The following is a 24547-nucleotide window of genomic DNA, read 5'->3' as shown; positions in this document are numbered from 1 at the left end:
AGCAAAGTTTCTGAAAAAACAGGTCAAAAAAATCCGACTCGCTTTCGCAAATCGGATTTAATTATTTTGATTTAAAACTGAAATTTTATTCCAGTTTTTTTATAATTTCGGCGACGGTTACTTCGAGACCTTTATAATAATCTCCTTTTTTGAATTCTGGAACTGCAAAACCCGAAACAATTTCTTTAGCTTCATTATCGCTAAATTTATAACGTATAGATTCTTCTCCCACAATTTGAATTTGCCTCAATTGTTTACTTAAAACAATGATAATTGTAGGTCGAAGTCTTAAATTGCTGTCAAGATATTTATCTAAATTTTGTGTATATTCATAAATATCATTGTATGGTTTTATGGAAGAAACTGTTATGATCAGAATTTTATACAATGTCTTTTTTTCAAACGCATTTAAGGTTTTATTTAAGCTATTGGTTTGATCCGGGTTTAATATTTTCTCAAAATCATTAACGTTATTATATGATTTTGCAAAAACGTTTTCTGTTGCTGAACTTGTGCTTGTTTCTTTTTTTGTTTGGGCAAAAAAGTTGTTTACTGAAAACAAGGTTATCGTAATAATGAAGAATATTTTTTTCATCGGTAATGCTTAAAAAGTAGATTTGGTGCCGCAAAATTACCAATTTATTATTACAATTCGTCTTGTAATTTTATACTAAAATGTTACGATTATATATCTCATAAAATATTTTTTTGAGATAAATTGAAAGTATTGCTAATATTCGAAACGAAATCTTTTGTGTATTGACCCGTTAAATCCAAATCAGGATCCAGAATTGTAATTTCAAGTCCGCTTAATTTATCACTTTGAAATAAATAGGAGGTAAGTTCATTAAATTCATCATAAGTAAGACCATCCGGAGTTCGACTGTCTACGCAGGGCATTATTTCATCATTTAAAACATCAACATCAATGTGAAGCCAAAAACCATCGAGATTTTTGTTTTTAACTTCTGAAAGAAAAGATTCGATACAATTTAGAATACCTCTTTTTCGCAATTCATTCAGGCTGATATAAGTGGCAGAAGAATTTCGAATTTCATTTTCATATTCGTCATCGTATTCGCGATTGCCCACGCACCAAAGGTTTTCTTCTTTTATGTAAGGCGATAAATTAAGAATATTGGTTAGTTTTTCATGTCCGTTTCCTGTAACTATAGAAGCCGCCATTCCGCCAACGCCTCCGGTTTCGGATAGTGAAACATTCATAAAATCAGTATGTCCGTCAAGGTAGAATAATCCGTAGTTTCCTTTTTGTTTTAAAGCTATTGCCGATCCTAAAAGAATGCTGCAATCGCCGCCAAGTATGAAAGGAAATTTATTTTGAGTAAGTAAATTATTGATTAAATACGCTTGTTCTCTGGCATAATCAATTAAGGAATTTGTGTTGAGAATTTTAGTTTCAGTATCTCTAACATTTGTATATTTTGGAGCATCAAGCCTAATTATGTCTTTTGGATTAATGGCTTTATGCAAATTATTTTTCCACAACCAGTCCGGTAATTTTTTTACGCCCGGTTCTTTTCCCGGTTGCGGTTCTTTTAAACCTAAATTTGATGGAAATTCAACAATATATGCGTCTTTCATAACTTCTTTATTTCGTTATAAAGTTAGTAAAATATATAGATTTATTGCGTGAGGGATAGAAGAGGAAAGCCCACAGCCTGACGAAGGAAGTGCGAGGACTTGTAACGAAAAGCCCGACCCGAAGGGACACGCCCAAATAAAAAAAACTGATTTTGTTTTACAAATTATCTTTCTCAACAGTAATTATGAGTTTGTATTTTTTTTGTTCGATGTTTATCATTTCTCCTTCGTTGAAACCAAGTTTTTTTAGCCATTTGCCTTCAAGTCTTATTACCGGAATTTTTGTACTTGTAGGCATTCCCGATTTGTATTTAGTGTGAATTTTTATTTTTCTTGAGTTTATCATTGTCATATAATTATACGACAAATATAGAACAAAAAACTAGTTGTCAGCTTTTAATATGACAAAGTTGTCAACAAAAAGTATGACATTTGTTTTTATGACACGCGATATACTAAAAAAGAAGATTGGTGAACAGATTGTAGAATTTCGAGAAAAAAAGGGTTGGAGCCAATCTGACTTGGCGAGAGCTTGCAAGAAAGACCGCCAAACCATTGAAAAACTTGAAAACGGAAAAGTTAATCCAACACTTTATACTTTACTTGAGGTTTCAAGTGCTTTAGGAATTTCTTTGTCTAAATTGCTAGATTTCTCATAACTTTTTTCTTTTGAGTTCCTGCAAGGTTTTTTTTAACCTTGTAGGTTTTTAATTGTGCATTTTGTCATTTCGTGGAACGAGAAATCACACTAGAAACTCGACAAAGATTGGTGATTTGCATATAGTTATACCTACAAGGTTGAAAAAAACCTTGCAGGACAATGAATGCAAGAAAACACTCAGTTTTAGTCTTTAAAAACTCGTTTTTTTCATTCTGCTTAAAAAACCTTATTCTATTAGTTTAAAAACTTATAGAGGCACTATATCGATATAGTAATGATGCAAATTTGTAAAAAAAATCATCATGAAAAAATATCTATTCCTTATTTTAGTTGGCATTGCTTCATGCAGCGAGGATAACAATTCATCAGAAACAGTTCATGAAAATGCAGCTAATTTTACATTATCTAAAAGTATTGAAAGGATAGCCTGGAACAACATTCTAGTGGGCGAAGTTTTAAAATTTGACATTAAAATCAAAAACTTCGATTCGTCTGCCGATGTAGTTTATGTGTTAAAACCCATAACAACAGATGCTACGAAACACCAACAAAACAAAATTGACTACAATTTTCAGGAAGAAATAAAAATACTTTCTCCAATTCCATCTTCAAAAGATAGTATTAATGCTAAAGTAACGCGAGATAGTATTATTCTTAAAAAGGCGAATTCTTCCTTTTTTGTTTCGATTTTAAAACCCGGAAATTTTATACAGCAATATGAACTTCGCAAAATGCGAGCGAACAAGTATGTTGCGGGATCGACACAGGAAATGCTGTTTTCTGCGGTAAAAATAGAAGTTTATACAAAGAATGTGCAAACAGATAAGTCTGGTATGTTTTCAAGTTCGAAGCACAGTCGTTTTTATGAATTTACTGTCGATGACGGAGATCAGACCAACGACACCTATCTAACCGACAGTGATTCTAAAAAAAATAGCTACACAACATTATATAATGGTAATAAGTATGACGGAAACATTTTGATAAATAATGTGATGACATTTAGCGAACAGGTAAATACCGAAAAAGGCGCACAGATAGTACCTAACTGGATATTAGCGGAAATTAAAATAACACAAAAAATAAATTCTAAACCTGATAACATCATCTCATATTACAATTTAGACATTAAACAGAAATAATAACTTTTAAATTTTAACTCTATGAAAAACAAAATGAAAAAAACAACCATTTTAGCTTTGGCCATTAGCGCCGCATTCTTTATTTCTTGTAGTGATGATAATAAAGACAATGATTCTAATGTTACTTTAGACAATTTACAACCCGTAGTTTTTGCAGCTAAAGAGGATAAAGTGCTAAGTTCTAAAAAAACGGGAACACAGGAACTAAATCCTAAAACGGGTAACAACGAATATGTTTATCTTACAGAAGTAGAAAAACAAACGACACTTTCGCCTTTGTCTATTATAAATGGGGCAAATTTGGATGTAATTTATCCCGGAAGTATTTTGCGCGGTTCCAGTTTTATGAATGCAGCTTATGATCCGTTAGTGCTTAAAAATGCTTTTAAGCCTGTAAATTTATCTATGTCGTTGAGGGGAGATCTTTTAGTTAATATAAGCACATTGCCCATTCCTAGTGCAGTCAGAAATACAATTAACGGTTTAGTCAGCATAAAAAAAGAATTTATTGATTTTGATGCTATTCCTACTTATTATGAATATCAAAGTGATCAGATTACAACAGAGAATAGTTTTAAAAAAGCTCTTGATGCTCATTTAAATGTAAATGTATTGGGCGGTTTGGTAAAAGCAAATTTTGGTTATACACAAAATAGCGGCTCGACAAACACCAAATCTTATGTAATGGTAAAAGTAAGACAGCATTTATATAGTATGACTATTGACCCTAAGTATTATACAGACTGGATTGATGGAGATATTAGCGCAAACAATTTTGGAACGCATGAACCTGTATATGTAAGCAATGTAGATTATGGCAGAGTTGCTTATATATTAATAGAAACTACCAAAAATGAAGAATACAACAATAAGATGGTTCAGGCATCTGTAGGTGTAGCTCTAAAAGTTGTAGATATTGGTGTAGATGTAAACTACTCTGAAGAATTTAAAAAATTGTTTGCACAAAACAAAGTAAAAGTTGTAATTGTAGGTGGACCTTTAGATTTAGGAGGAAAAGTTACAGATTATAATAGTTTCGTGAATTTCTTGCAATCACCTACTACAAACGACTTAGTAGTTTCTTCTGCTCCAATATCATACAAAATACGCAGATTAAAAGACAATACCGAAGTTGAAGTAAAAGATATGTATACGCAACAATTTACTGAATTAAAAGCAAATTAATAATTCAAAAAAGCAAAAGCCAATCTATTAACGATTGGCTTTTTTTCAAAACCTTGCAGGACAACGAATACAGTAGCGATGAAAATTATTCATCATATCATCTCGTATCATAATTTGACTATTAAACAGAAATAATAACTTTTAAAATTTAACTCAATGAAAGACAAAATGAAAAAAACAGCCATTTTAGCTTTTGCTATTAGTGCCGCATTATTCATTTCTTGCAGTGATGATAATAAAAACAACGATCCTAAAGCTACTTTAGACAATTTACAGCCTATAGTTTTTACAGAAAAAGCGGATAAGGTGCTAAGTTCTAAAAAAACCGGAACGCAGGAACTCAATCCTACAACAGGCAATAAAGAATATGTTTATCTTACAGAGGTAGAAAAACAAACGACACTTTCGCCTTTGTCTATAATAAATGAGGAAAATTTGGATGTAATTTATCCCGGAAGTATTTTGCGCGGTTCCAGTTTTATGAATGCAGCTTATGATCCGTTAGTGCTTAAAAATGCTTTTAAACCTGTTACTTTATCAATGTCTTTAAGAGGAGATTTAGGTATGAGTGCGAACATTCTTCCTACATATAGTGAGATAACAAATGCTACAAATATTTTAGTTAACAAAAATAAAAATCTTATTGACTATAATGCTGTACCAACATATTATGAATGTCAAAGTGATGAGATTACAACAGAGAATAGTTTTAAAAAAGCACTTGATGCTCATTTAAATGTAAATGTATTGGGCGGTATGGTAAAAGCAAATTTTGGTTATACACAAAATAGCGGCTCAACAAACACCAAGTCTTATGTAATGGTAAAAGTAAGACAACGTTTGTATAGTATGACTATTGATCCAAAATACTATGCAGACTGGATTGATGGAGATATTAGCGCAAACAATTTTGGAACGCATGAACCGGTATATGTAAGCAATGTAGATTATGGCCGAGTTGCTTATATATTGATAGAAACTACAAAAGATGAAGCTTATAACAATAAAATGGTGAAAGCATCTGTAGGTGTGGCTCTAAAAGTTGTAGATATTGGTGTCGATGTAAACTATTCGGAAGAGTTTAAAAGCTTATTTGCACAAAATAAAGTAAAAGTTATGATCGTAGGAGGACCAATTGATTTAGGAGGAAAAGTAACAGATTACAATAGTTTTGTAAAATTTTTACAATCTCCTAGTTCTTCAGATTTAGTTTCTTCATCTGCGCTAATATCGTACAAAATACGCAGATTAAAAGACAATACCGAAGTTGAAGTAAAAGATATGTATACGCAACAATTTACAGAATTAAAACCAAACTAAGGAATTAAAAACAAAAGCCAATCTTTAATAGATTGGCTTTTTTGTAATATTTTTTTTAAAATGATTAATTAATCACATTTAGTTTTCTAGATTTACTTGTTTTAAGATATACGAATCAGCAAGAGAACCTGTAATTATTTTATTATCAGCGTCTAATTGAATTAATTTTTTTTCGCCAACTAAATAAGAAGTTGTAATGCTTTTATCTTGTGAAACAGTTGTAATCGTGCTTCCGTCTTTGCTCCATGTAAAAGTACCGGTTTCCAACTTTTGATTTTTTTCTTTACCGAGATAAGTAGATTTTAAAGAATAAGTGTCGTCATCGTTTATTTTTATTTCCACTTCTATTCCTTTGCAGTCTGCGCATGGTATAGTTCCTTTGTAAGTTCCCGGCCAGTCTAATGAATTTTTAGAATTGTCTCCGTCTGTTGTAATCTCTGTTTCTTGTGAGTTGGTTTCTTGTTTTTGTTCGTCTTTATTTTTACAACTTACAAACAGCAGTCCAATCACTGCAAGTGCTAAAATCTTTGTTTTAATTTGATTCATTTTATTAAATTAGGGATGAGATAAAAGTATCTGATACCTAAAACGTATTTGTAGTTATTTTATTACATTAGTATTGTTTTTTTTTGTTTTAAGCGATTTCAAGTTTTGTAAAACTGATTTTTAGAATTAGAATTAAATTCAAAACATAAAAAAAATCCGACTTGCTTTCACAAATCGGATTTTTAAAAATTGAGAATTATATATAACCGTAAAACGGTATGTATTACAAGTGAATTACTTCGCCGTAAGCATCTGCAACAGCTTCCATAACAGCCTCGCTCATTGTTGGGTGTGGGTGAATAGATTTTAGAATTTCATGACCAGTAGTTTCTAGTTTACGGGCTACAACTGCTTCAGCAATCATATCTGTAACTCCTGCACCAATCATGTGGCATCCTAACCATTCTCCGTATTTTGCATCGAAGATTACTTTTACGAATCCGTCAGCAGCACCGGCAGCTTTTGCTTTTCCTGAAGCTGAAAATGGGAATTTACCAATTTTTAATTCGTATCCTTTTTCTTTAGCTTGTTTTTCAGTTAAACCTACAGAAGCAATTTCTGGAGTTGCATAAGTACAACCCGGAACGTTTCCGTAATCGATTGGATCTACGTGTAAACCTGCAATTTTTTCTACACAGTTAATTCCTTCTGCAGATGCTACGTGAGCCAAAGCCTGACCCGGAGTAACGTCTCCAATTGCGTAGTAACCAGGAATATTAGTTTGGTTGTAAGCGTTTACTAAGATTTTATCTTTGTCAACAGCGATTCCAACTTCTTCAAGACCTATGTTTTCAATATTTGTTTTAATTCCAACTGCCGAAAGTAAAATTTCAGCCTCAAGAATTTCTTCTCCTTTTGCTGTTTTTACAGTTGCTTTTACGCCAGTTCCTGTAGTATCAATTTTCTCTACAGATGAGTTGGTCATAATTTTTACACCTGCTTTTTTCATTGAACGTTCCATTTGTTTCGAGATGTCTTCATCTTCAACAGGAACAACGTTTGGCATAAATTCTACAATAGTAACCTCAGTTCCCATTGAGTTATAAAAGTGAGCGAACTCAACCCCAATTGCTCCGGAACCTACAATAATCATAGATTTTGGCTGTGTTGGCAATGACATTGCCTGACGATATCCTATTACTTTTACACCATCTTGTGGTAAGTTTGGCAACTCACGAGAGCGAGCTCCTGTAGCAATAATAATATGATCAGCGCTATATTCAGTTACTTTATTATCTTTATCTGTAACGTCAAGTTTTTTACCTGGTTTTAGTTTTCCGAAACCTTCGATAACGTCAATTTTGTTTTTTTTCATCAAGAACTGAACTCCTTTGCTCATTCCGTCAGCAACACTACGGCTACGTTGTATAACTGCAGGGAAATCTTTATCAAATTCAGAAACTTTTAATCCGTAATCAGAAGCGTGTTTTAAATAATCAAAAACCTGAGCTGATTTTAATAATGCTTTTGTTGGGATACATCCCCAGTTTAAACATACACCACCAAGGTTTTCTTTTTCAACTATAGCTACTTTAAAGCCTAATTGTGAAGCTCTAATTGCTGTTACATATCCGCCAGGACCACTTCCTAAAACAATAACGTCGTATTTCATTTTTTTGGGTTTTAGTATTTATACCGAAAATGAAGTTTATAATTCCGAAACTCATTTTTCGATTTCTCTTGTTATTTGTGATTGCGAATTTAAGGATTTATTTTAAAAAACAGTAAGATGTAAAACAGTAAAAAGGTAAAAAGGTAAAAAGACAAAATGTGAATTGTAAATTATTAATCGTAAATTATCTTTGTTGCTCTAAATCTGTAAAACAATACTTTCATAAACAAAGCGAAGTCGAAGAGCTTTTCGTGTTGAAAAAGCTCTTCGACTTCGCTCAGAGTGACAAAATAATTGTTAATGATGAATTAATTAAGGCATCGAAAACCATTAACAATTAACCATTCATAATTAACCCTTAAACTTTAACGTGTCCCCAGTTTTCTCCGCTGGCAATTCGTCTAATTTGCATTTCGCTTACGCCAAATTGCTTCGCGATCATTTTAAGACGTGTTTTTTGTTCTGGTCTGCCAAGGATTTTCTTAATTAACATCACTTTTGTGGTAGTTAATTTTCTTCCGTCGGCTTTTAGATTGTGTTCAATCAGATTCTTTTTCGCCTGGATAACGCGCGGACTTTTACGACTGTGCGCCATCATTTCGGCTTTGGTAGCCCAGCGTAAATTTTTTACATCATCATTACTTCGGTTGTAATCGAGATGTAAAACATAAGTTTGTTCTTCAGATTGTTTCGGAATAAAATATTGAGCAACCAATTTGTATAAAAACAAATATTTGTTGACAATCTTATCATCTTTTTTAATCTTGAATCTAAAGGTAGGATAACCGTCGCTTAAACCTCCTTTTAATATTCGTCCGTTTTCAATTTCGTCAGAAAAACTAATTAAACGGCCTCTGTTTGAAATAGCGTATCGAAGTTGTAATGAAGCGTTTATTTCTATTTCTTTAAATTCTTCGTTAGGATAAAATCTTTGTGGCATTTTCTTTTACATTTGATTTATATATTCTCAAATATAAAAAATTCGAAAGCTAACACAGTTACATAATTTCTTCCAGATCTTACATTTATGATTCCTATAACGCTATTTTAACTTTTTTAAGAACTTTTTTAGCATTTCTAAAATTAGTTTGCAACCGAGAATTGTGAGTCATATAAATTTTTGTAATAACCATCTGACTTATTTAGTAATTCCTGATGTGTACCTTGCTCTACAATTAAACCTTTATCCATAACTACAATTTTATCTGCGTTCACAATAGTCGCCAAACGATGCGCAATAATAATCGAAGTTCTGCCTTTTGTAATCGTTTCTGTAGCACGCTGAATCAATTCTTCAGAATAAGTATCTATAGAAGAAGTAGCTTCATCTAAAATTAAAATACTAGGATTACTCACATATGATCGCAAAAAGGCGATTAATTGTCTTTGTCCTGACGAAAGCATTACGCCGCGCTCTTTTACATCAAAATCATAATTATCCGGCAAGCTCATTATAAAATCATGCACACCAATTTTTTTGGCAGCATTAAGAACATGTTCACGCGTAATTTCAGGATTATGAAGTGTGATATTGTTATAAATAGTATCGGCAAATAAAAATACATCTTGTAAAACAACCGCAATTTGTTTACGCAAAGAAGCCAAAGTATAATTTTCGATATTATGACCGTCTATAAAAATCGTTCCGCTGTTTATTTCGTAAAAACGGTTCAGCAAGTTTATAATGGTTGATTTTCCTGCTCCCGTCGAACCCACAATTGCAATAGTTTGTCCAGAGGCAACAGAAAGATCAATACCTTTTATTACTTCTTCTTCGGGAATATAACTAAAACGAACTTCTTTGAATTCGATACTTCCATCAAAAATTGGAGCTTCCAGCGTACCTGTATCCTGAATATGATCCTGAGTGTCAATAATGTCAAAAACACGATTGGCAGCAATCATTCCTAATTGCATCTCATTAAATTTATCTGCAATTTGACGCAATGGGTTAAACAACATACCTATAAACATTGTATAAGAAAATAAATCTCCAAAAGTTGTAAAATGATCTCCGTTAAGGATTTTGAATCCGCCATAAACCACCACTAAACCTAAAGTAATAGACGAAATAATATCGGCAATTGGAAAAAATATCGAGTTGTACAGAATAGTTTTAATCCACGCAACTCTATGTTTGTCGTTGATTACTCTGAAATTTTCGGCTTCAATTTTTTCACGGTTAAAAAGCTGTACGATTTTCATTCCCGTAACACGTTCCTGAACAAAAGAGTTCATATTAGCGATTTGCGTACGAACTTCTTCAAAAGCAACCTGCATTTTGCGTTGAAAAATTCTGGTGATATAAACCAAAATTGGCATTGCAATAACGACAATCCATGTTAATTCCCAGTTCATATAAAACATAAAAAGCAGCACAACCAGCATTTTCATCAAATCGCTTATAATCATGAATAATCCCTGACTGAAAATACGCGCAATCGATTCAATATCAGATACAGATCTGGTTACCAATTGACCCACCGGAACCAAATCAAAATACTTCATTCTAAAACTCAAAATATGTTTGAAAAGCTTTGTACGAATGTCTTTTACAATATCCTGACCAAGCCAGTTTGCCCAATACACAAAATAAAACTGAGAGAAAACTTCGCATAAAAGAACCACTCCCATTAATATAATGTACATCAATAAACCTTGTTTATCATGCGTTTTAATATAACCGTCAACCGTTTGTTTTAGTAAATAGGGGCGAAGTGCCGCAAAAACAGACAATGAAATTGCAAAAATAATAACGCCATAATAACGCCATTTATAAGGTTTTGTATATTTTAAAATTCGTTTGAATAATCCGGTATCAAATGCTTTTGCTTTCATTTATTTTTTTAGGAGCTATTCCTGCTTTCCGTTACAAGTTTTTCTCAAAAATATGTTTTTGTATTGTTTTTATAAAGCTTCCGTTGGTCGCTCTATAAAAACACAAAAACTATAATTTTTCTCAAAAAAGCTTTTCACTTCAATCAGGGCTATTTTATGATGTAATCGTAATAAATTTCGGTTAAATATAATCCGTGTGCCGGAACCGAAAATCCAGCTTTTTCCCTGCTTTTGCTTGCAATAATATTTTCAAAATCAACCAGAGAAATTTTGTGTAAACCAATATTTACCAAAGTGCCCACAATGGCGCGAACCATATTTCGTAAAAACCGATTTGCCGAAATAGTAAAAACCAGTTTGTCGTTTTCCTGTTTCCAATACGCCTCAAAAATCGTGCAATCAAAAGTGTTCACATCTGTATTAACTTTCGAAAAACACTGAAAATCCGTGTGATTTAATAAAATCTTCGCCGCTTCATTCATCAAAGCTACATCTAATTTTTGATTAAAATACCAACTCAATTCCTCCAAAAATGGATTTTTAACAGTATTGATATGATATTCATATGTTCGTTTAGTAGCGTCAAACCTGCAATGCGCGTCATCATGAACTAAGATAATATCAAAAATCGCAATGTCTTTTGGCAAATATGAATTTAGTTTATGCAGTAAAGTCAGAGTATCAATAGTTTTGTCAAAATCAAAATGACCGTACATTTCCTGCGCATGAACCCCGGTATCAGTTCTGCCAGCGCCCATTATATTAATAGGAGCATTTAATAAAACCGAAAAGGCTTTGTTTAACGTTTCCTGAACAGAAGATGCATTAGGCTGAAATTGCCAGCCATGATAATGTGTTCCGTTATAAGCGAATTGAATAAAATATCTCATTTTAAGGTGCAGAGGTTCTGAGGTGCAAAGGTACAAAGATTTTTTTCTTTATAGGTTCAAAGGTTTATAGATACAAAGGTTCAAAGGTTTTTTTTATTCAGGTTCGAAGCAACAAAGGTTCATGGATTTTTCTATAGTGCGTCTAACGTTTCATAGATTTAAAGTAAGAAAACGATAAAGATTTTAATGTTGCCAGACCTGACAGGTTTTTAAAACCTGTCAAGTCTATATTGAAGACAAAAAAAGATAGGCTGTTATGAATCTCCAAAGAAACCCTTTCTCCTTTGGTCCTCTGCACCTGAATAAAAGAACCCTTTGAACCTTTACCTCTCTGCATCTTTGCACCTTTGTAAAAACTGTTAAAACCCAAAATGCAAATCATAGTTTACCCGACAAAAAATCGTGTCAGAAATTGACAATTCCAACGATTTAATGAAAGCTTTTTTTTAACATTATTTAGAGGAAATTAGCAAAAGTTAATTTTAAAAATATTTCATTTTAATAGGAAATATTTCTCCTATGTTTGTAACCTAAATAATCAAAAACTATGAATGAAATTACTTCTTACTGGTGGATAATTTTAATCTTATTCTCCATTCTTTTTTACAAATTTATTTTACGCGTTTTCTTCGGAATGGTAATGGTTCCGGAAGATAAAATTGGTTTGGTAACCAAAAAGTTCGTTTTGTTTGGTGCCGATAAATCGCTTCCTGACGGTCGTATTATTGCAACAAAAGGAGAAGCCGGATATCAGGCAAAAACACTCGCTCCGGGTTTATACTGGGGAATGTGGATTTGGCAATATTCAATCGACATGACCGGATTTACCGTGATTCCGGAAGGCAAAATTGGATTGGTTTTAAGTAAAGACGGACAGGAAATTCCAACCGGACGAATCTTGGCCAGAAAAGTAGACAGTGACAACTTTCAGGATGCTACTTTTTTCTTAAACAACGGCGGACAAAAAGGACGTCAGACAGCATTTATTACAACAGGTTCGTATCGTATAAACACGTTTTTGTTCGAAATTGTAATCGCAGATCAGATTAAGATTTACGAGAACATGATTGGTATTGTAACGGCACTTGACGGAGAACCAATTCCGCAGGGACAAATTGCAGGTAAATTTGTTGAAGGTCATAACAACTTTCAGGATTTTGACAAGTTTTTAGGAAGTGGAGGAAACCGTGGCTTACAGCCTCAGGTAATGTTGGCAGGTTCTTATTATATTAATACTTGGGGAATTTTAATCGAACAAAACCCAATGACAGATGTGCCAATTGGATATGTTGGTGTTGTAATCTCGTATATTGGAGAAGACGGACAAGATGTTACAGGAGATACTTTTAAACACGGAAATATTGTTTCGAAAGGGCAGCGTGGTGTTTGGATGGAACCACTTGGTCCGGGAAAATATGCTTTGAATAAATATACAACAAAACTAGAAGCAGTTCCAACAACAAACCTGGTTTTAAACTGGGCAAATGCAAGAAGTGAATCGCATGATTTAGATAAAAATCTTTCTACGATTACCGTTCGTTCAAAAGATGGTTTCCCTTTTAATCTTGATGTAGCGCAAATTATTCACGTTCCGGCAAATGAAGCGCCAAAAGTAATTGCCCGTTTTGGAAGTATGAACAACCTCGTTTCTCAGGTTTTAGAACCTACTATTGGTAACTATTTTAGAAACTCGGCGCAGGACAGCGATGTGATTTCTTTTTTATCAACAAGAAAAGAACGTCAGGAATCGGCTAAAAATCATATTAAATTAGTTCTTGACGAATACAATGTAAACGCAGTTGATACTTTGATTGGAGATATTGTTCCGCCAGATTCATTGATGAAAACTCTAACCGACAGAAAATTGGCAGAAGAGGAGCAAAAAACATATCAAACCCAAAGAATGGCGCAGGAACAGCGTCAGGGAATGGAGAAAGAAACGGCCATCGCAGATATGCAAAAAGAAATTGTTCGTGCTTCGCAAAGTGTTGAAATCGCACAACGTACAGCCGATGCAACCGTTAAAAAAGCAGAAGGAGATGCAACGAGTTTAAAACTAAACGTAAACGCCGAAGCCGAAGCTACAAAAATGCGTGCAAATGCCGAAGCCGAAGCAACAAAAGCAAGAGCGGGAGCACAGGCAGAAGCAACTAAACTAAATGCAAGCGCCGAAGCAGAAAGAATCTCGAAAACAGGTTTAGCCGAAGCGGAAAAAATTATGGCAATTGGTAAATCGACTGCAGAATCATACCAACTTCAGGTTAGTGCAATGGGCGGTGATAACTTCACCAGATATAAAGTAACCGAAGAAATTGGTAAAGGAAATATCAAAGTAATTCCAGATGTTTTAATTTCCGGAAACGGTGGTTCTGATGGTTCTATCAGTGGACTATTAGGTTTAAAATTAATGGAAATGATGGATACCAAAGATTCTAAAGACAGTAAGAATCCTAAGAAACAATAAGTATTTGTGCATTGTAAAAATGCAAATTGTTAGATGTAAAATGTCAGATATGAATGTAAAATACATCGTATAACGTAGAGCCGCACAGCAGTACGTCTAACACAAAGTTTTAAATCCGGTTTGCGAAAGCAGATCGGATTTTTTTGTTAAAAGCTGAGCAACTTAGTATCTCAATCCCGAAGCCTCGGGATAGCATCTTTCAAGAAAACCTTTGTACCTTTGCACCTCTGAAACTTTGATCTTCCCTTTAGAAAAAATGAAAAAAATTCTCCTTCTTTCCGATACTCACAGTCATATTGACGATGTAATTTTAAAATATGTTAATCAGGCCGATGAAGTTTGGCATGCTGGAGATATTGGAGATTTGAATGTAACGGATACCATAAAAAAATTGAAACCTTTACGATGTGTTTATGGAAATATAGATGATGCACAAGCAAGATTAGAATTCCCGTTGCACAATCGTTTTTTATGCGAAAACGTTTCGGTCTGGATTACACATATTGGCGGTTATCCGGGTAAATACAATCCGGCGATAAGAGAAGAAATGGCGTCGAATCCGCCTAAATTATTCATCTGCGGACATTCGCACATTTTGAAAGTCATATTTGATAAAAAGAACAATTTATTACATATGAATCCCGGTGCTGCCGGAAAAAGCGGATTTCATCAAATGCGAACTATGTTGCGATTTGTAATTGATGATGATAAAATAAAGGATCTTGAAATTATAGAAATAGGAAAAAAATAAGATTTTATAAAACAGGAACTTTTATTTTGACAGAAGTACCGGCATTATCATTTTCTCTTGAAATAATAGCAAAACTTCCTTTTAATTTTTTAATTCTTGCTCTGATTCGGTTAAGGCCAAAACCTTCCTGATTTAATTTTTCACAATTAAAACCTATTCCGTTATCGTGAATAATAATGATTAAATTATTTTGTTTTTCGTGTAATGAAATTTGCGCTTTTTTTGCTTCACTATGTTTTATAATATTGCTAAAAAGCTCGCTTACTACGAAATAAAGTTTTATTTCAAATTTTTCATTATATCTTTTTGTAGTTGCGATCGAACTTAAAAAATCAAACTGAAGACTTGAATTAGAATTTTTTTCGCATAAATCTTCTAAGGCATAAACCAAACCAAACCGAACCAAAAGTGTTGGAATTAATTCGTGCGACATATCACGCAAACGATCGTGGGCATCTTCAAGAATAGATTTAGCTTTAATAAGTTCTTCTGATTTTATATCGTTTTGAGCAGTAAAAACATTTAAATGTAAACCAACTGATGATAATAAAGAGTTGATATTATCATGTAAAAAAGAGGCGATTTTTTTTCTTTCATTTTCCTGCCCGTCAATTCCGGCATTAATAATGTTGAGCTGTATTTTTTGCTGTATATCTTTTTGCTTGTTTTTTCGTTTCAATTTGTCATTCTGATACACAAAATAAAGTAAAACAATCATTGTTATGGCAAGAACCATAAATAAGCTTACTATTTTTTTATTTGTAGATTTTTCCAGTTCAAGCAATTGATTTTTTTCAGGTGCTATATTAACTTTGATTTCTTTTTTTAATTCTTTTAAGCCAGTTTTTGGTGTAGATGCGTGCTGGCTAAAAACCGGAATCGCGTTTAAGCCAGAGAAAAAAACAAGTAATAGAATTATTCTAAAAATGTACATGGTAACACAATTAGGGTTTTATTAAATTATTTTTCAAAGCATATTTTACAACACCAACAACATTTTTAGTATTTAGTTTTTTCATGATGTTTTTACGATGTGTTTCGACCGTATTGACGCTTATAAAAAGTTCTTCACTAATTTCTCTTGCACTATATTCTAAAGAAATTAAAGTAATGATTTCAATTTCCCGTTCACTTAAAAAATGATTATCTATAAAATCCGGTCTGTTTAATTTTGGATTATTTTGAGTAAAGTTGGTAAATATTTTTTCTCTTATATGTTTATCGAAATATTCTTCATCTTTATTTACGGCTTCAATTGCTTCGATAATATTTTCTCCGGCACTTTTTTTTGTCAGATATCCTTTTGCGCCCAGTTTCATTACTTCTTTTACAATTTTCAAATCATCATAACTGGAAAGAATAATTACTTTGCATGGAAATCCTTTTTCATTAAATTCCTTCAAAACTTCAATTCCGTCTTTTGCAGGCATGCTGATATCCAATAATAAAATATCTGTTTTATTGTGTAATACATCTTCATAAATTGATGTTCCGTCTAATGAATTCCCTACCACTTCAAAGTCAGAAACAGTACGCAATAAATTGGTAAGTCCATCGATAAGCACTTGGTGATCATCAGCAAGGTGTATCCTTATTTTATGTTTCATGATTGTTTTTGAGTCTGAGAAATCAAACTTATGAAATTTATCTTACAAATTAACTCTTTAGCGCTTGTTTTTTGGGAGTTCGGGAAGAATTGAAGAAAATTTTGGACACAAAAAAACCCGAATTATAAAATCCGGGTTCTCTTCGCACATAAATTAAGTTTATAGGTTTACCTCAAACGATCTACAGATTTTACGAGATCTTCGTCTTTCTTGATGGCCTTATTAGCTAACACTAATAATACGATAGCAACAATCGGAAGAAACATCCCAATACCTTTCTCAGAAACTGCGTTAACAGTCTCTCCAGATAAATTTAGTGATCGGTATACAAATAATCCTAATAAAATTAAATTTAATATTATGTTCAGCCTGCCCATTACAAACTGATTTTGTCTTTTTTTGTATGAAATAATACTAATAACGGTAAGCATCGTGCTTAAACCTAAAATAATAGTATAAACCTGGTCTTGCATAAAATAGAAAGCTTTTCCGGTATTTAATGTCCAAAGCGGAATAAAAAACAATAAAACCCCTGTTACTACAAAGGTAAGAATTAAATATACGGTTTGAATTCGTTGTATCATGGTGTAAAATTGTTTTACAAAAATATATTTTCTTTTTATAAAATACTATTGTATGATTAAATTTTATTCGTATTATTGCATCATAATACCGTAAGCACTTCATACTGCGGTTAGTTGAAAACAATTATCTACCTATTCTTTTTACAGTATTTCCTTTAAAATAATTAAATTCATAGAATATTCATGTTTGATATTTCTGCATTAAAAGAAATGAAGCTTTCTGAGCTTCAAGAAATAGCTAAGTTAGCTAAAACTATAAAGTTTAATGGTGTTAAAAAAGAGACTTTAATAAGTCAGATTTTAGCACATCAAGAAGCGACTGTAGCGCCGCCTGTACCTGCTGTTGCTCAGGCAGAAGTTGATGACAAACCCAAAAGAGCACGAATTGTACCTGCAAAAAAAGCAGCAATCAGTAAAAATGCTCCCATTCTGGAATTTGATAAAGTAGAAGAAACCCCTGAAAAAATTGATGCTCCGGTAATTTCAAAACAAAACCCAAAAGTACAGGAAACTCCAACAGTTGAAGAAACTGTAGAAAACGGAGAAGTAGAAAAGAAAGGACCAAAAATTGTCAAATTTAATAAATCAGCTTACGAGAAAAAAGTCGCTTTGCAAAAAGAAAAAGAAGCTGTAAAAGAAGTTGTTACTGATGAAGTTTTAGAAAACATTGATTCGACTTCAACACCTGTAGCTGAAAAAGCAGAAGAAATTGCTCCTGTAAAAAAGATCAACCCAAATCAGCTTAAAAAGCAGAATCCGAATCAAAATCCCAACCAAAACGCAAATCCGAATCAAAACGCAAACCCAAATCCTAATCAAAATGGGAATGTAAACGGAAATGGAAATGGAAACGGGACTAACGGAAACCAAAACCCAAATCATAAAAATAAAAAGAATAATTTCAGAGATTCAGATTTTGAATTTGACGGAATTATAGAAAGTGAAGGTGTTCTTGAAATGATGCCTGACGGATACGGATTCTTACGTTCATCAGATTATAATTATTTAGCTTCTCCGGATGATATTTATTTATCAACTTCACAAATCAGATTATTCGGTCTTAAAACCGGAGATACAGTAAAAGGAGTAGTTCGTCCTCCTAAAGAAGGCGAAAAGTTTTTTCCCCTGGTTCGTGTACTAAAAATTAATGGTCACGATCCGCAAGTAGTTCGCGACAGAGTTTCTTTCGAACACTTAACACCGGTTTTCCCTTCAGAAAAATTCAAATTAGCCGAAAAAGGCAGTTCAGTTTCAACACGTATTATCGATTTATTTTCTCCAATAGGAAAAGGACAGCGTGGTATGATAGTCGCACAACCGAAAACCGGTAAAACAATGTTATTAAAAGACATTGCAAATGCGATTGCAGCCAATCATCCTGAAGTTTATCTAATCGTTCTTTTAATTGATGAGCGCCCGGAAGAGGTTACAGATATGCAACGCAGCGTTCGTGGTGAAGTTATTGCTTCTACTTTTGACAGAGAACCACAGGAACACGTAAAAATTGCAAACATCGTTCTTGAAAAAGCAAAACGTTTGGTAGAATGCGGACACGATGTAGTGATTCTTTTAGATTCGATTACACGTTTAGCAAGAGCTTACAATACAGTTCAGCCTGCATCAGGAAAAGTTTTAAGTGGAGGTGTGGATGCCAATGCATTGCAAAAACCAAAACGTTTCTTTGGAGCTGCCAGAAATGTAGAAAACGGTGGTTCGTTAAGTATCATCGCAACAGCATTGACAGAAACAGGTTCTAAAATGGATGAGGTTATCTTTGAAGAATTTAAAGGTACAGGTAATATGGAACTTCAATTGGATCGTAAAATTGCAAACAAACGTATTTTCCCTGCAATCGATCTTACTTCGTCAAGTACACGTCGTGATGATTTGTTGTTAGACGAAAAAACATTACAAAGAATGTGGATTATGCGTAAATATCTATCAGATATGAATCCTGTAGAATCTATGGATTTTGTAAACGACCGTTTCAAGAAAACCAAAAATAACGAAGAGTTTTTGATTTCTATGAATGACTAAGAGAAAAGGTACAAAGGTTCTAAGGGACTAAGGTTTTCTTTTTGGAATCTATAATATAAAAAAAGGGATGAAGTTTTAAACTTAATCCCTTTTTTGTTTTTTCAGATAATATAGATTTAGTTTAAAAACCTCAGAACCTTTGTCTCTTTGACCTTTGTCCTATTTTTTATCAACTACTGGGCGATTTTCTCTATTCGCTAATTCCCACGCAACAACAAAAGCTAATTGTGTTCTTTTTGTTAAAGCGTCGTATTCAATTTTTTGAGGTTCGTCACCCTTACCGTGATAATCTTCGTGAACTCCGTTAAAAAAGAAAACTGCCGGAATACCGTTTTTTGCAAAGTTATAATGATCAGAACGCTCATAAAAATGATTTGGATCTTTAGGATCATTAAATTTAAAATCTAAATCGACTTTAGTATATTTTTCATTTTGAGCAACTACAATATTATGCAAGTCTGATGATAACCTGTCGGCACCAATAACATACACATAATTGTTTGTATTAGCATGCTCTACATCGCGACGGCCAATCATATCAATATTGATGTCTGTAATTGTATTAGCAATTGGAAACAATGGATTTTCAGAATAATAACGAGAACCGTGTAATCCGTGTTCTTCACCTGTTACATGCAAAAATAAAATAGAACGTTTTGGTCCGTGTCCGTCTTTTTTAGCTTTTGCAAAAGCTTTCGCCATTTCCATTACAGCAACAGTTCCGGAACCGTCATCATCGGCACCGTTATAAACTTCACCATTTTTAATACCAACGTGGTCATAATGAGCCGAAATTACCAAAACTTCATCCGGTTTTTCAGAACCTTCTATATAAGCCCAGATATTTTCAGAATCAGGCAGGTTTTCGTTACGTTTTGCATTTAAAAAAGCTGCGGGAACCGTTTGATAATAATCTTTTGCACCTTTAGGAAACGAAATCTTATTTTTCTTGTATTGTTCGATCATGTAAAGACCTGCTTTTTTCTGACCTTGTGAGCCAGTTTGACGACCTTCCATTTCATCAGAAGCAACTACATATAACATTTTTTTTAAATCTTTTTGGGTAATCACTTTCACGTATTTGGTTGGATCTGAATTATCCTTCGATACAACCGACTGTGCATTTTTACATGAAAATGCTGAGGCAATTAATAATAGAACTACGAGTTTTTTCATTATGGGGTTTAGTGTAAATTAATGAATATGTAAAAAACATAAAAAGTTAGTAAAAATAGTATAAAAAATGAGTTTATGAAGAATAGAAACACACTTTTAATAAAAGAAACAATTCTGCTTTCTCCGTAAAAACGATGATGCGCAGGATAAAAATAGTATGACATCCATAGTATACCCACAAAATTTGCAATATCGGCTATAAAACCTAAAGTGCTTCCAAACAAATCAGTAACTCTCTGAATAATAAACAGAATGAGGAATATTAAAAGTAAAAACGAAAAATAATGCAGCGTAAATATTCCGTGATCAAAATAATACCATTTCTTTTTATCATGAAAAATCCATAAAAAGAAGGCAAAAAACGGCATTATTATAAATAATATTTTAGGGATATTATGAACAAATGATTCAATAAATTTTTCTACAATTTCTTTCTTGGTATTATTTTCAGTAACATGCACGACCTTTTCATAAACCCAATATTCAAAATCGGTATACTTTTCACTCGGTTTTCCATATTTTTGAATGGAGTCGATTTCTTTCATCGGCTGTAATTCAAAATAGGGGTTTTCGTTAAAAGTTTTAGTTGCCTTTTTATCTTGCTTAATAAGGTTTGTTGTAATCTCTTTTTCGCTATTATTTAGATTTTCGCTTACGTGATTTGGAAAGAGAGCAATTAAAAGAAAAGTAATAAAACTGATAAAAATATAAAGACGAACCGGCGCCAGATAAGACAATCTTCTTCCTGAAAGATATTCTTTAGTTAAAGTTGCAGGTTTAAAAAGTAAATTTTTAATTGTTTTCCAAAAAGCGTTTTCGTAATGGGTTAAATCTTCAAAAAAATGAATAAATAAATGGTGAAACGTCTTTCGGCTGTCTGTATTTTCCTGTCCACAATTTGGACAAAATCTTTGCTCGACAACGTGCCTGCAATTCAAGCAGGTTTTGTCTTTTCTAATAGGACTATGTGACATTGGTTATTGCAATTGATTTGGTTTTGGTTGTTAAGTTTTTTTTTGTCACAGATTAAAAGATTAAAATGATTTTAAAATCACACACCTTTTAATCCATAGTTATGAATGCTATTTTTTCAACACTTCATTCAGGAAAAGCTGTAAATGTTCAAAAGATCTTTTTGCAGCAACCGGATTGTAAGCGGCACCTTTTGAGTTATCATTTCCGGCTTCCGGATTTGTAAACGAGTGTACGGCATTTGCATAATAAATCATTTGCCAATCGGCTTTTGCGTCACGCATTTCTTGTTGAAAAGCAGTAATTTCTTCTTTAGATTCGTACGGATCGTCAGCACCGTGACAAACTAAAACTTTAGCTGTAATTGGTTCAACGACACGACTTGCATCTTTGCCTAAACCACCGTGAAACGAAGCAACGCCTTTTACATTCAAATGTCCGCGTGCAGCTTCAAGAACTCCCGTTCCTCCAAAACAATATCCAATAGCAACAATATTATCAGCATTTGCTCCGGATTTAATTAATTCCTGCAATGCCAGATTTATTCTTCTTTGATAATCGTTGATGTTTGTTTTGTAAAAGCCAGCCAGTTTTCCTGCTTCTCCTGTATTTTTCGGATAGTTGCCTTCTCCATAAATATCAGCGATAAAAACATGATAGCCTAGTTTTGATAAATTAGCCGCAATTTCTTTTGAAGCATTATCAATTCCGAGCCAAGCCGGTAAAAGTAAAATTCCAGGGTTTTGACTGCTTTTTTTAGCAGCTTTTATAGATAAACCGTTTAATACCTGAGTTCCGTCAGTATATTTTACAGTTTTTAATTGTGCGTTTACAGTTCCGGTGAACAATATAGTAGCAATAATGATTAATGTTGAATTTTTCATGGTTTCACAATTTTTAACAAATATCAGAAATAATATGTTACAAAAAAACCTGAAAACAATACTTTTTTAACCATAAAACTTAAATTAACTCATTTAAATCATATCATGGATATAAGTTCATTTTCAAAAAAATCAAAAAATAAAATCTGCTCAATCTGCAAAATCTGCGAGCCCATTTTTTTGCCACAGATTAAAAGATTATTATGATAAAAATCAATCTGCGTGAAATCTTTTATATAAGTTCATTTTAGAAAAAATCAAAAAATAAAATCTGCTCAATCTGCAAAATCTGCGAGCCATTTTTTTTGCCACAGATTAAAAGATTATTATGATTTTTTAAAAATAATCTGCGTGCTATTTTTCTCTACAAGGAAATATTTCTCTTAAACGCACATCCCAACTCAATCATAGAATCGGTTTTAGCAATTCCCGGAATATTATCGATTTGCTCGTATAATATTTTACGCATGTGCTCATGGTTTTTCGCCGTAATTTTTAGGTAAAGCGTAAAAGAACCCGTTACAAAATAACATTCTGTTACTTCCGGTATTTGTTTTAAAACTTCAATAACTCCTTCAGAATCAGAATCTTTATTAAGAGTAATTCCGGTAAACGAAGCCCAGTCATACCCAATTTGCTTTTCGTTTAAAATAGGTTTGATGCCAGTAATTATGCCTTGCTCAAATAAGCGGTTTATGCGTTGATGCACCATAGTATTTGAGATTTTTAAATTAGTAGCAATCGTCGAATAAGCAATTCGTCCATCTTTCTCCAATTCTTTGATAATTTTTACGTCGAACTCATCTAAAATATCCATGCAATGCTGTTTAATTTTTGTAAAGATAAAAATAACTCTTATTTGAAACTTAGGATTATAATAAGATATGACTTTAATTAGTGTAAAAATAAGTTATTTTGATTTTAAAATATCAATTAATAAGTTAAATATATCTATTTCATACCTTTAAATGAATAAATTTTATATTTTTGTTTCAATAAAAAGAAATATTATGGCACATACACAAGAAATTCTTTCGTCAAAATCGGAAGTTTTAATCGAAAAAGAGAATAAATACGGAGCTCACAATTACCATCCGCTTCCGGTAGTTTTAGAAAGAGGAGAAGGTGTATATGTCTGGGATGTTGACGGAAAAAAATATTATGATTTTCTGTCTGCTTATTCTGCAGTAAATCAGGGACATTGTCATCCAAAAATTGTGCAGGCAATGGTCGATCAGGCGCAAAAACTGACTTTGACTTCAAGAGCTTTTTACAATGATAAATTAGGAAACTACGAAGAATATGTGACCAATTATTTTGGTTTTGATAAAGTTTTACCAATGAATACGGGAGCAGAAGCGGTAGAAACGGCTTTGAAACTTTGTAGAAAATGGGCGTATGAAGTAAAAGGAATTCATGAAAATTTAGCGCAGGTTATTGTTTGCGAAAATAATTTTCACGGAAGAACAACAACTATTATTTCATTTTCGAATGATGAAAGTGCCCGTAAAAACTTCGGACCTTTTACAGATGGATTTATAAAAATTGAATACGATAATCTTGAAGCTTTGGAAAAAGTTTTAGAATCATCAAAAAATATTGCCGGATTTTTAGTAGAACCAATTCAGGGTGAAGCAGGAGTTTATGTTCCATCAGAAGGATATTTGGCGAAAGCAAAAGCATTGTGTGAAAAACATAATGTATTGTTTATTGCAGATGAGGTTCAAACGGGAATTGCACGTACCGGAAAATTATTAGCCGTTCATCATGAAAATGTTCAGCCTGATATTTTGATTTTAGGAAAAGCAATTTCTGGCGGAGTTTATCCTGTTTCGGCAGTTTTGGCGAATAATGAAATCATGAATGTAATAAAACCAGGACAGCACGGTTCTACTTTTGGAGGAAATCCAGTTGCGGCTGCCGTTGCCATTGCAGCGCTTGAAGTGGTAAAAGACGAAAAATTAGCCGAAAATGCAGAACGTTTAGGAATCATTTTAAGAAAAGGATTAAACGAAATCGCAGAACGTAACAATTTAATTACGCTGGTTCGTGGTAAAGGTTTATTAAATGCCATTGTAATTAATTGTGGAGAAGATTCTGATTTGGCTTGGGAAATTTGCCTAAGATTCAGAGATAACGGATTACTGGCAAAACCAACTCACGGAAATAAAATCAGATTAGCGCCGCCTTTGGTAATGACAGAAACTCAAATACAGGAATGTCTTGAAATTATCGAAAAATCATTAAACGATTTTAGAGATTAATATAAAAAGTTT

The 24547-nt window shown here is 33.0% G+C and carries 23 protein-coding genes; 8 read left to right on the top strand and 15 right to left on the bottom strand.

What is annotated here, in order from left to right; translation table 11 throughout:
• Nucleotides 1-85 precede the first annotated feature (85 nt).
• The 3 genes from OLM54_RS09855 to OLM54_RS09845 form a co-directional block, all read right to left on the bottom strand.
• On the bottom strand, nt 86-595 hold the full coding sequence (locus OLM54_RS09855) for a TPM domain-containing protein (RefSeq protein ID WP_264538411.1): 510 nt from the start codon (nt 593-595) through the stop codon (nt 86-88).
• A gap of 98 nt (nt 596-693) precedes the next feature.
• Nucleotides 694-1602 carry an arginase family protein gene (locus tag OLM54_RS09850; protein ID WP_264538410.1) on the bottom strand — a complete coding sequence of 303 codons (909 nt, stop codon included), beginning with the start codon at nt 1600-1602 and terminating at the stop codon, nt 694-696.
• 157 nt (nt 1603-1759) lie between these two features.
• Nucleotides 1760-1948 carry a type I toxin-antitoxin system SymE family toxin gene (locus tag OLM54_RS09845; protein ID WP_264538409.1) on the bottom strand — a complete coding sequence of 63 codons (189 nt, stop codon included), beginning with the start codon at nt 1946-1948 and terminating at the stop codon, nt 1760-1762.
• Nucleotides 1949-2027: 79 nt separating this feature from the next.
• Here OLM54_RS09845 and OLM54_RS09840 point away from each other — a divergent pair, with 79 nt between their 5' ends.
• The 4 genes from OLM54_RS09840 to OLM54_RS09825 all read left to right on the top strand — a co-directional run bounded on the left by OLM54_RS09840 (nt 2028) and on the right by OLM54_RS09825 (nt 5910).
• A complete protein-coding gene (locus tag OLM54_RS09840) occupies nt 2028-2261 on the top strand; it encodes a helix-turn-helix domain-containing protein (protein ID WP_264538408.1) in 234 nt (77 codons plus the stop codon).
• Between the two features lie 304 nt (nt 2262-2565).
• Nucleotides 2566-3405 carry a hypothetical protein gene (locus OLM54_RS09835; protein ID WP_264538407.1) on the top strand — a complete coding sequence of 280 codons (840 nt, stop codon included), beginning with the start codon at nt 2566-2568 and terminating at the stop codon, nt 3403-3405.
• A gap of 21 nt (nt 3406-3426) precedes the next feature.
• Nucleotides 3427-4590: a thiol-activated cytolysin family protein gene (locus tag OLM54_RS09830; protein ID WP_264538406.1), complete on the top strand. Its 1164-nt coding sequence runs from the start codon at nt 3427-3429 to the stop codon at nt 4588-4590.
• A 156-nt stretch (nt 4591-4746) separates the two neighbouring features.
• Nucleotides 4747-5910, top strand: a complete 1164-nt coding sequence (locus OLM54_RS09825) for a thiol-activated cytolysin family protein (protein ID WP_264538405.1) — start codon at nt 4747-4749, stop codon at nt 5908-5910.
• Between the two features lie 78 nt (nt 5911-5988).
• Here OLM54_RS09825 and OLM54_RS09820 read toward each other — a convergent pair whose 3' ends face one another.
• The 5 genes from OLM54_RS09820 to truA form a co-directional block, all read right to left on the bottom strand.
• Nucleotides 5989-6456: a copper resistance protein NlpE gene (locus OLM54_RS09820; protein WP_264538404.1), complete on the bottom strand. Its 468-nt coding sequence runs from the start codon at nt 6454-6456 to the stop codon at nt 5989-5991.
• A 223-nt stretch (nt 6457-6679) separates the two neighbouring features.
• Nucleotides 6680-8068 (bottom strand): dihydrolipoyl dehydrogenase, encoded by a 1389-nt coding sequence (lpdA, locus tag OLM54_RS09815; RefSeq protein WP_264538403.1) that lies wholly within the window; start codon nt 8066-8068, stop codon nt 6680-6682.
• Between the two features lie 358 nt (nt 8069-8426).
• Complete coding sequence (locus OLM54_RS09810; protein ID WP_264538402.1) at nt 8427-9008, bottom strand: HNH endonuclease; 582 nt, start codon at nt 9006-9008, stop codon at nt 8427-8429.
• 143 nt (nt 9009-9151) lie between these two features.
• Nucleotides 9152-10906, bottom strand: a complete 1755-nt coding sequence (locus OLM54_RS09805) for an ABC transporter ATP-binding protein (protein WP_264538401.1) — start codon at nt 10904-10906, stop codon at nt 9152-9154.
• Nucleotides 10907-11055: 149 nt separating this feature from the next.
• Nucleotides 11056-11796, bottom strand: a complete 741-nt coding sequence (gene truA, locus OLM54_RS09800) for a tRNA pseudouridine(38-40) synthase TruA (RefSeq protein ID WP_264538400.1) — start codon at nt 11794-11796, stop codon at nt 11056-11058.
• Between the two features lie 547 nt (nt 11797-12343).
• Between truA and OLM54_RS09795 the strand changes: the two genes are divergently transcribed.
• Nucleotides 12344-14260 carry an SPFH domain-containing protein gene (locus tag OLM54_RS09795; RefSeq protein ID WP_264538399.1) on the top strand — a complete coding sequence of 639 codons (1917 nt, stop codon included), beginning with the start codon at nt 12344-12346 and terminating at the stop codon, nt 14258-14260.
• Between the two features lie 256 nt (nt 14261-14516).
• Nucleotides 14517-15011, top strand: a complete 495-nt coding sequence (locus OLM54_RS09790; RefSeq protein ID WP_264538398.1) for a metallophosphoesterase family protein — start codon at nt 14517-14519, stop codon at nt 15009-15011.
• 4 nt (nt 15012-15015) lie between these two features.
• Here OLM54_RS09790 and OLM54_RS09785 read toward each other — a convergent pair whose 3' ends face one another.
• The 3 genes from OLM54_RS09785 to OLM54_RS09775 all read right to left on the bottom strand — a co-directional run bounded on the left by OLM54_RS09785 (nt 15016) and on the right by OLM54_RS09775 (nt 17202).
• Nucleotides 15016-15945 (bottom strand): sensor histidine kinase, encoded by a 930-nt coding sequence (locus tag OLM54_RS09785; RefSeq protein ID WP_264538397.1) that lies wholly within the window; start codon nt 15943-15945, stop codon nt 15016-15018.
• 10 nt (nt 15946-15955) lie between these two features.
• Complete coding sequence (locus OLM54_RS09780) at nt 15956-16618, bottom strand: response regulator (protein WP_264538396.1); 663 nt, start codon at nt 16616-16618, stop codon at nt 15956-15958.
• A gap of 167 nt (nt 16619-16785) precedes the next feature.
• Entirely contained in the window at nt 16786-17202 is a 417-nt protein-coding gene (locus OLM54_RS09775; RefSeq protein ID WP_264538395.1) for a DUF4293 domain-containing protein, read from the bottom strand.
• Nucleotides 17203-17385: 183 nt separating this feature from the next.
• Here OLM54_RS09775 and rho point away from each other — a divergent pair, with 183 nt between their 5' ends.
• Nucleotides 17386-19239: a transcription termination factor Rho gene (rho, locus tag OLM54_RS09770; protein ID WP_264538394.1), complete on the top strand. Its 1854-nt coding sequence runs from the start codon at nt 17386-17388 to the stop codon at nt 19237-19239.
• A 159-nt stretch (nt 19240-19398) separates the two neighbouring features.
• On the opposite strand, the gene OLM54_RS09765 is transcribed toward rho, so the two are convergent.
• The 4 genes from OLM54_RS09765 to OLM54_RS09750 all read right to left on the bottom strand — a co-directional run bounded on the left by OLM54_RS09765 (nt 19399) and on the right by OLM54_RS09750 (nt 23088).
• A complete protein-coding gene (locus tag OLM54_RS09765; RefSeq protein ID WP_264538393.1) occupies nt 19399-20415 on the bottom strand; it encodes a M28 family peptidase in 1017 nt (338 codons plus the stop codon).
• Nucleotides 20416-20423: 8 nt separating this feature from the next.
• Nucleotides 20424-21389 carry a DUF3667 domain-containing protein gene (locus OLM54_RS09760; RefSeq protein WP_264538392.1) on the bottom strand — a complete coding sequence of 322 codons (966 nt, stop codon included), beginning with the start codon at nt 21387-21389 and terminating at the stop codon, nt 20424-20426.
• 108 nt (nt 21390-21497) lie between these two features.
• Entirely contained in the window at nt 21498-22271 is a 774-nt protein-coding gene (locus OLM54_RS09755) for a dienelactone hydrolase family protein (RefSeq protein WP_264538391.1), read from the bottom strand.
• Between the two features lie 364 nt (nt 22272-22635).
• Nucleotides 22636-23088: an Lrp/AsnC family transcriptional regulator gene (locus OLM54_RS09750; RefSeq protein WP_264538390.1), complete on the bottom strand. Its 453-nt coding sequence runs from the start codon at nt 23086-23088 to the stop codon at nt 22636-22638.
• Between the two features lie 193 nt (nt 23089-23281).
• On the opposite strand from OLM54_RS09750, the gene rocD reads away from it, so the two are divergent.
• Nucleotides 23282-24535: an ornithine--oxo-acid transaminase gene (rocD, locus tag OLM54_RS09745; protein WP_264538389.1), complete on the top strand. Its 1254-nt coding sequence runs from the start codon at nt 23282-23284 to the stop codon at nt 24533-24535.
• Nucleotides 24536-24547 lie beyond the last annotated feature (12 nt).

The sequence above is a fragment of the Flavobacterium sp. N1736 genome, assembly GCF_025947065.1.
In the GTDB taxonomy this organism is placed as follows: domain Bacteria; phylum Bacteroidota; class Bacteroidia; order Flavobacteriales; family Flavobacteriaceae; genus Flavobacterium.
Note: the sequence above shows the minus strand (reverse complement) of the source record. Positions and strands in the feature narration are given on the sequence as shown.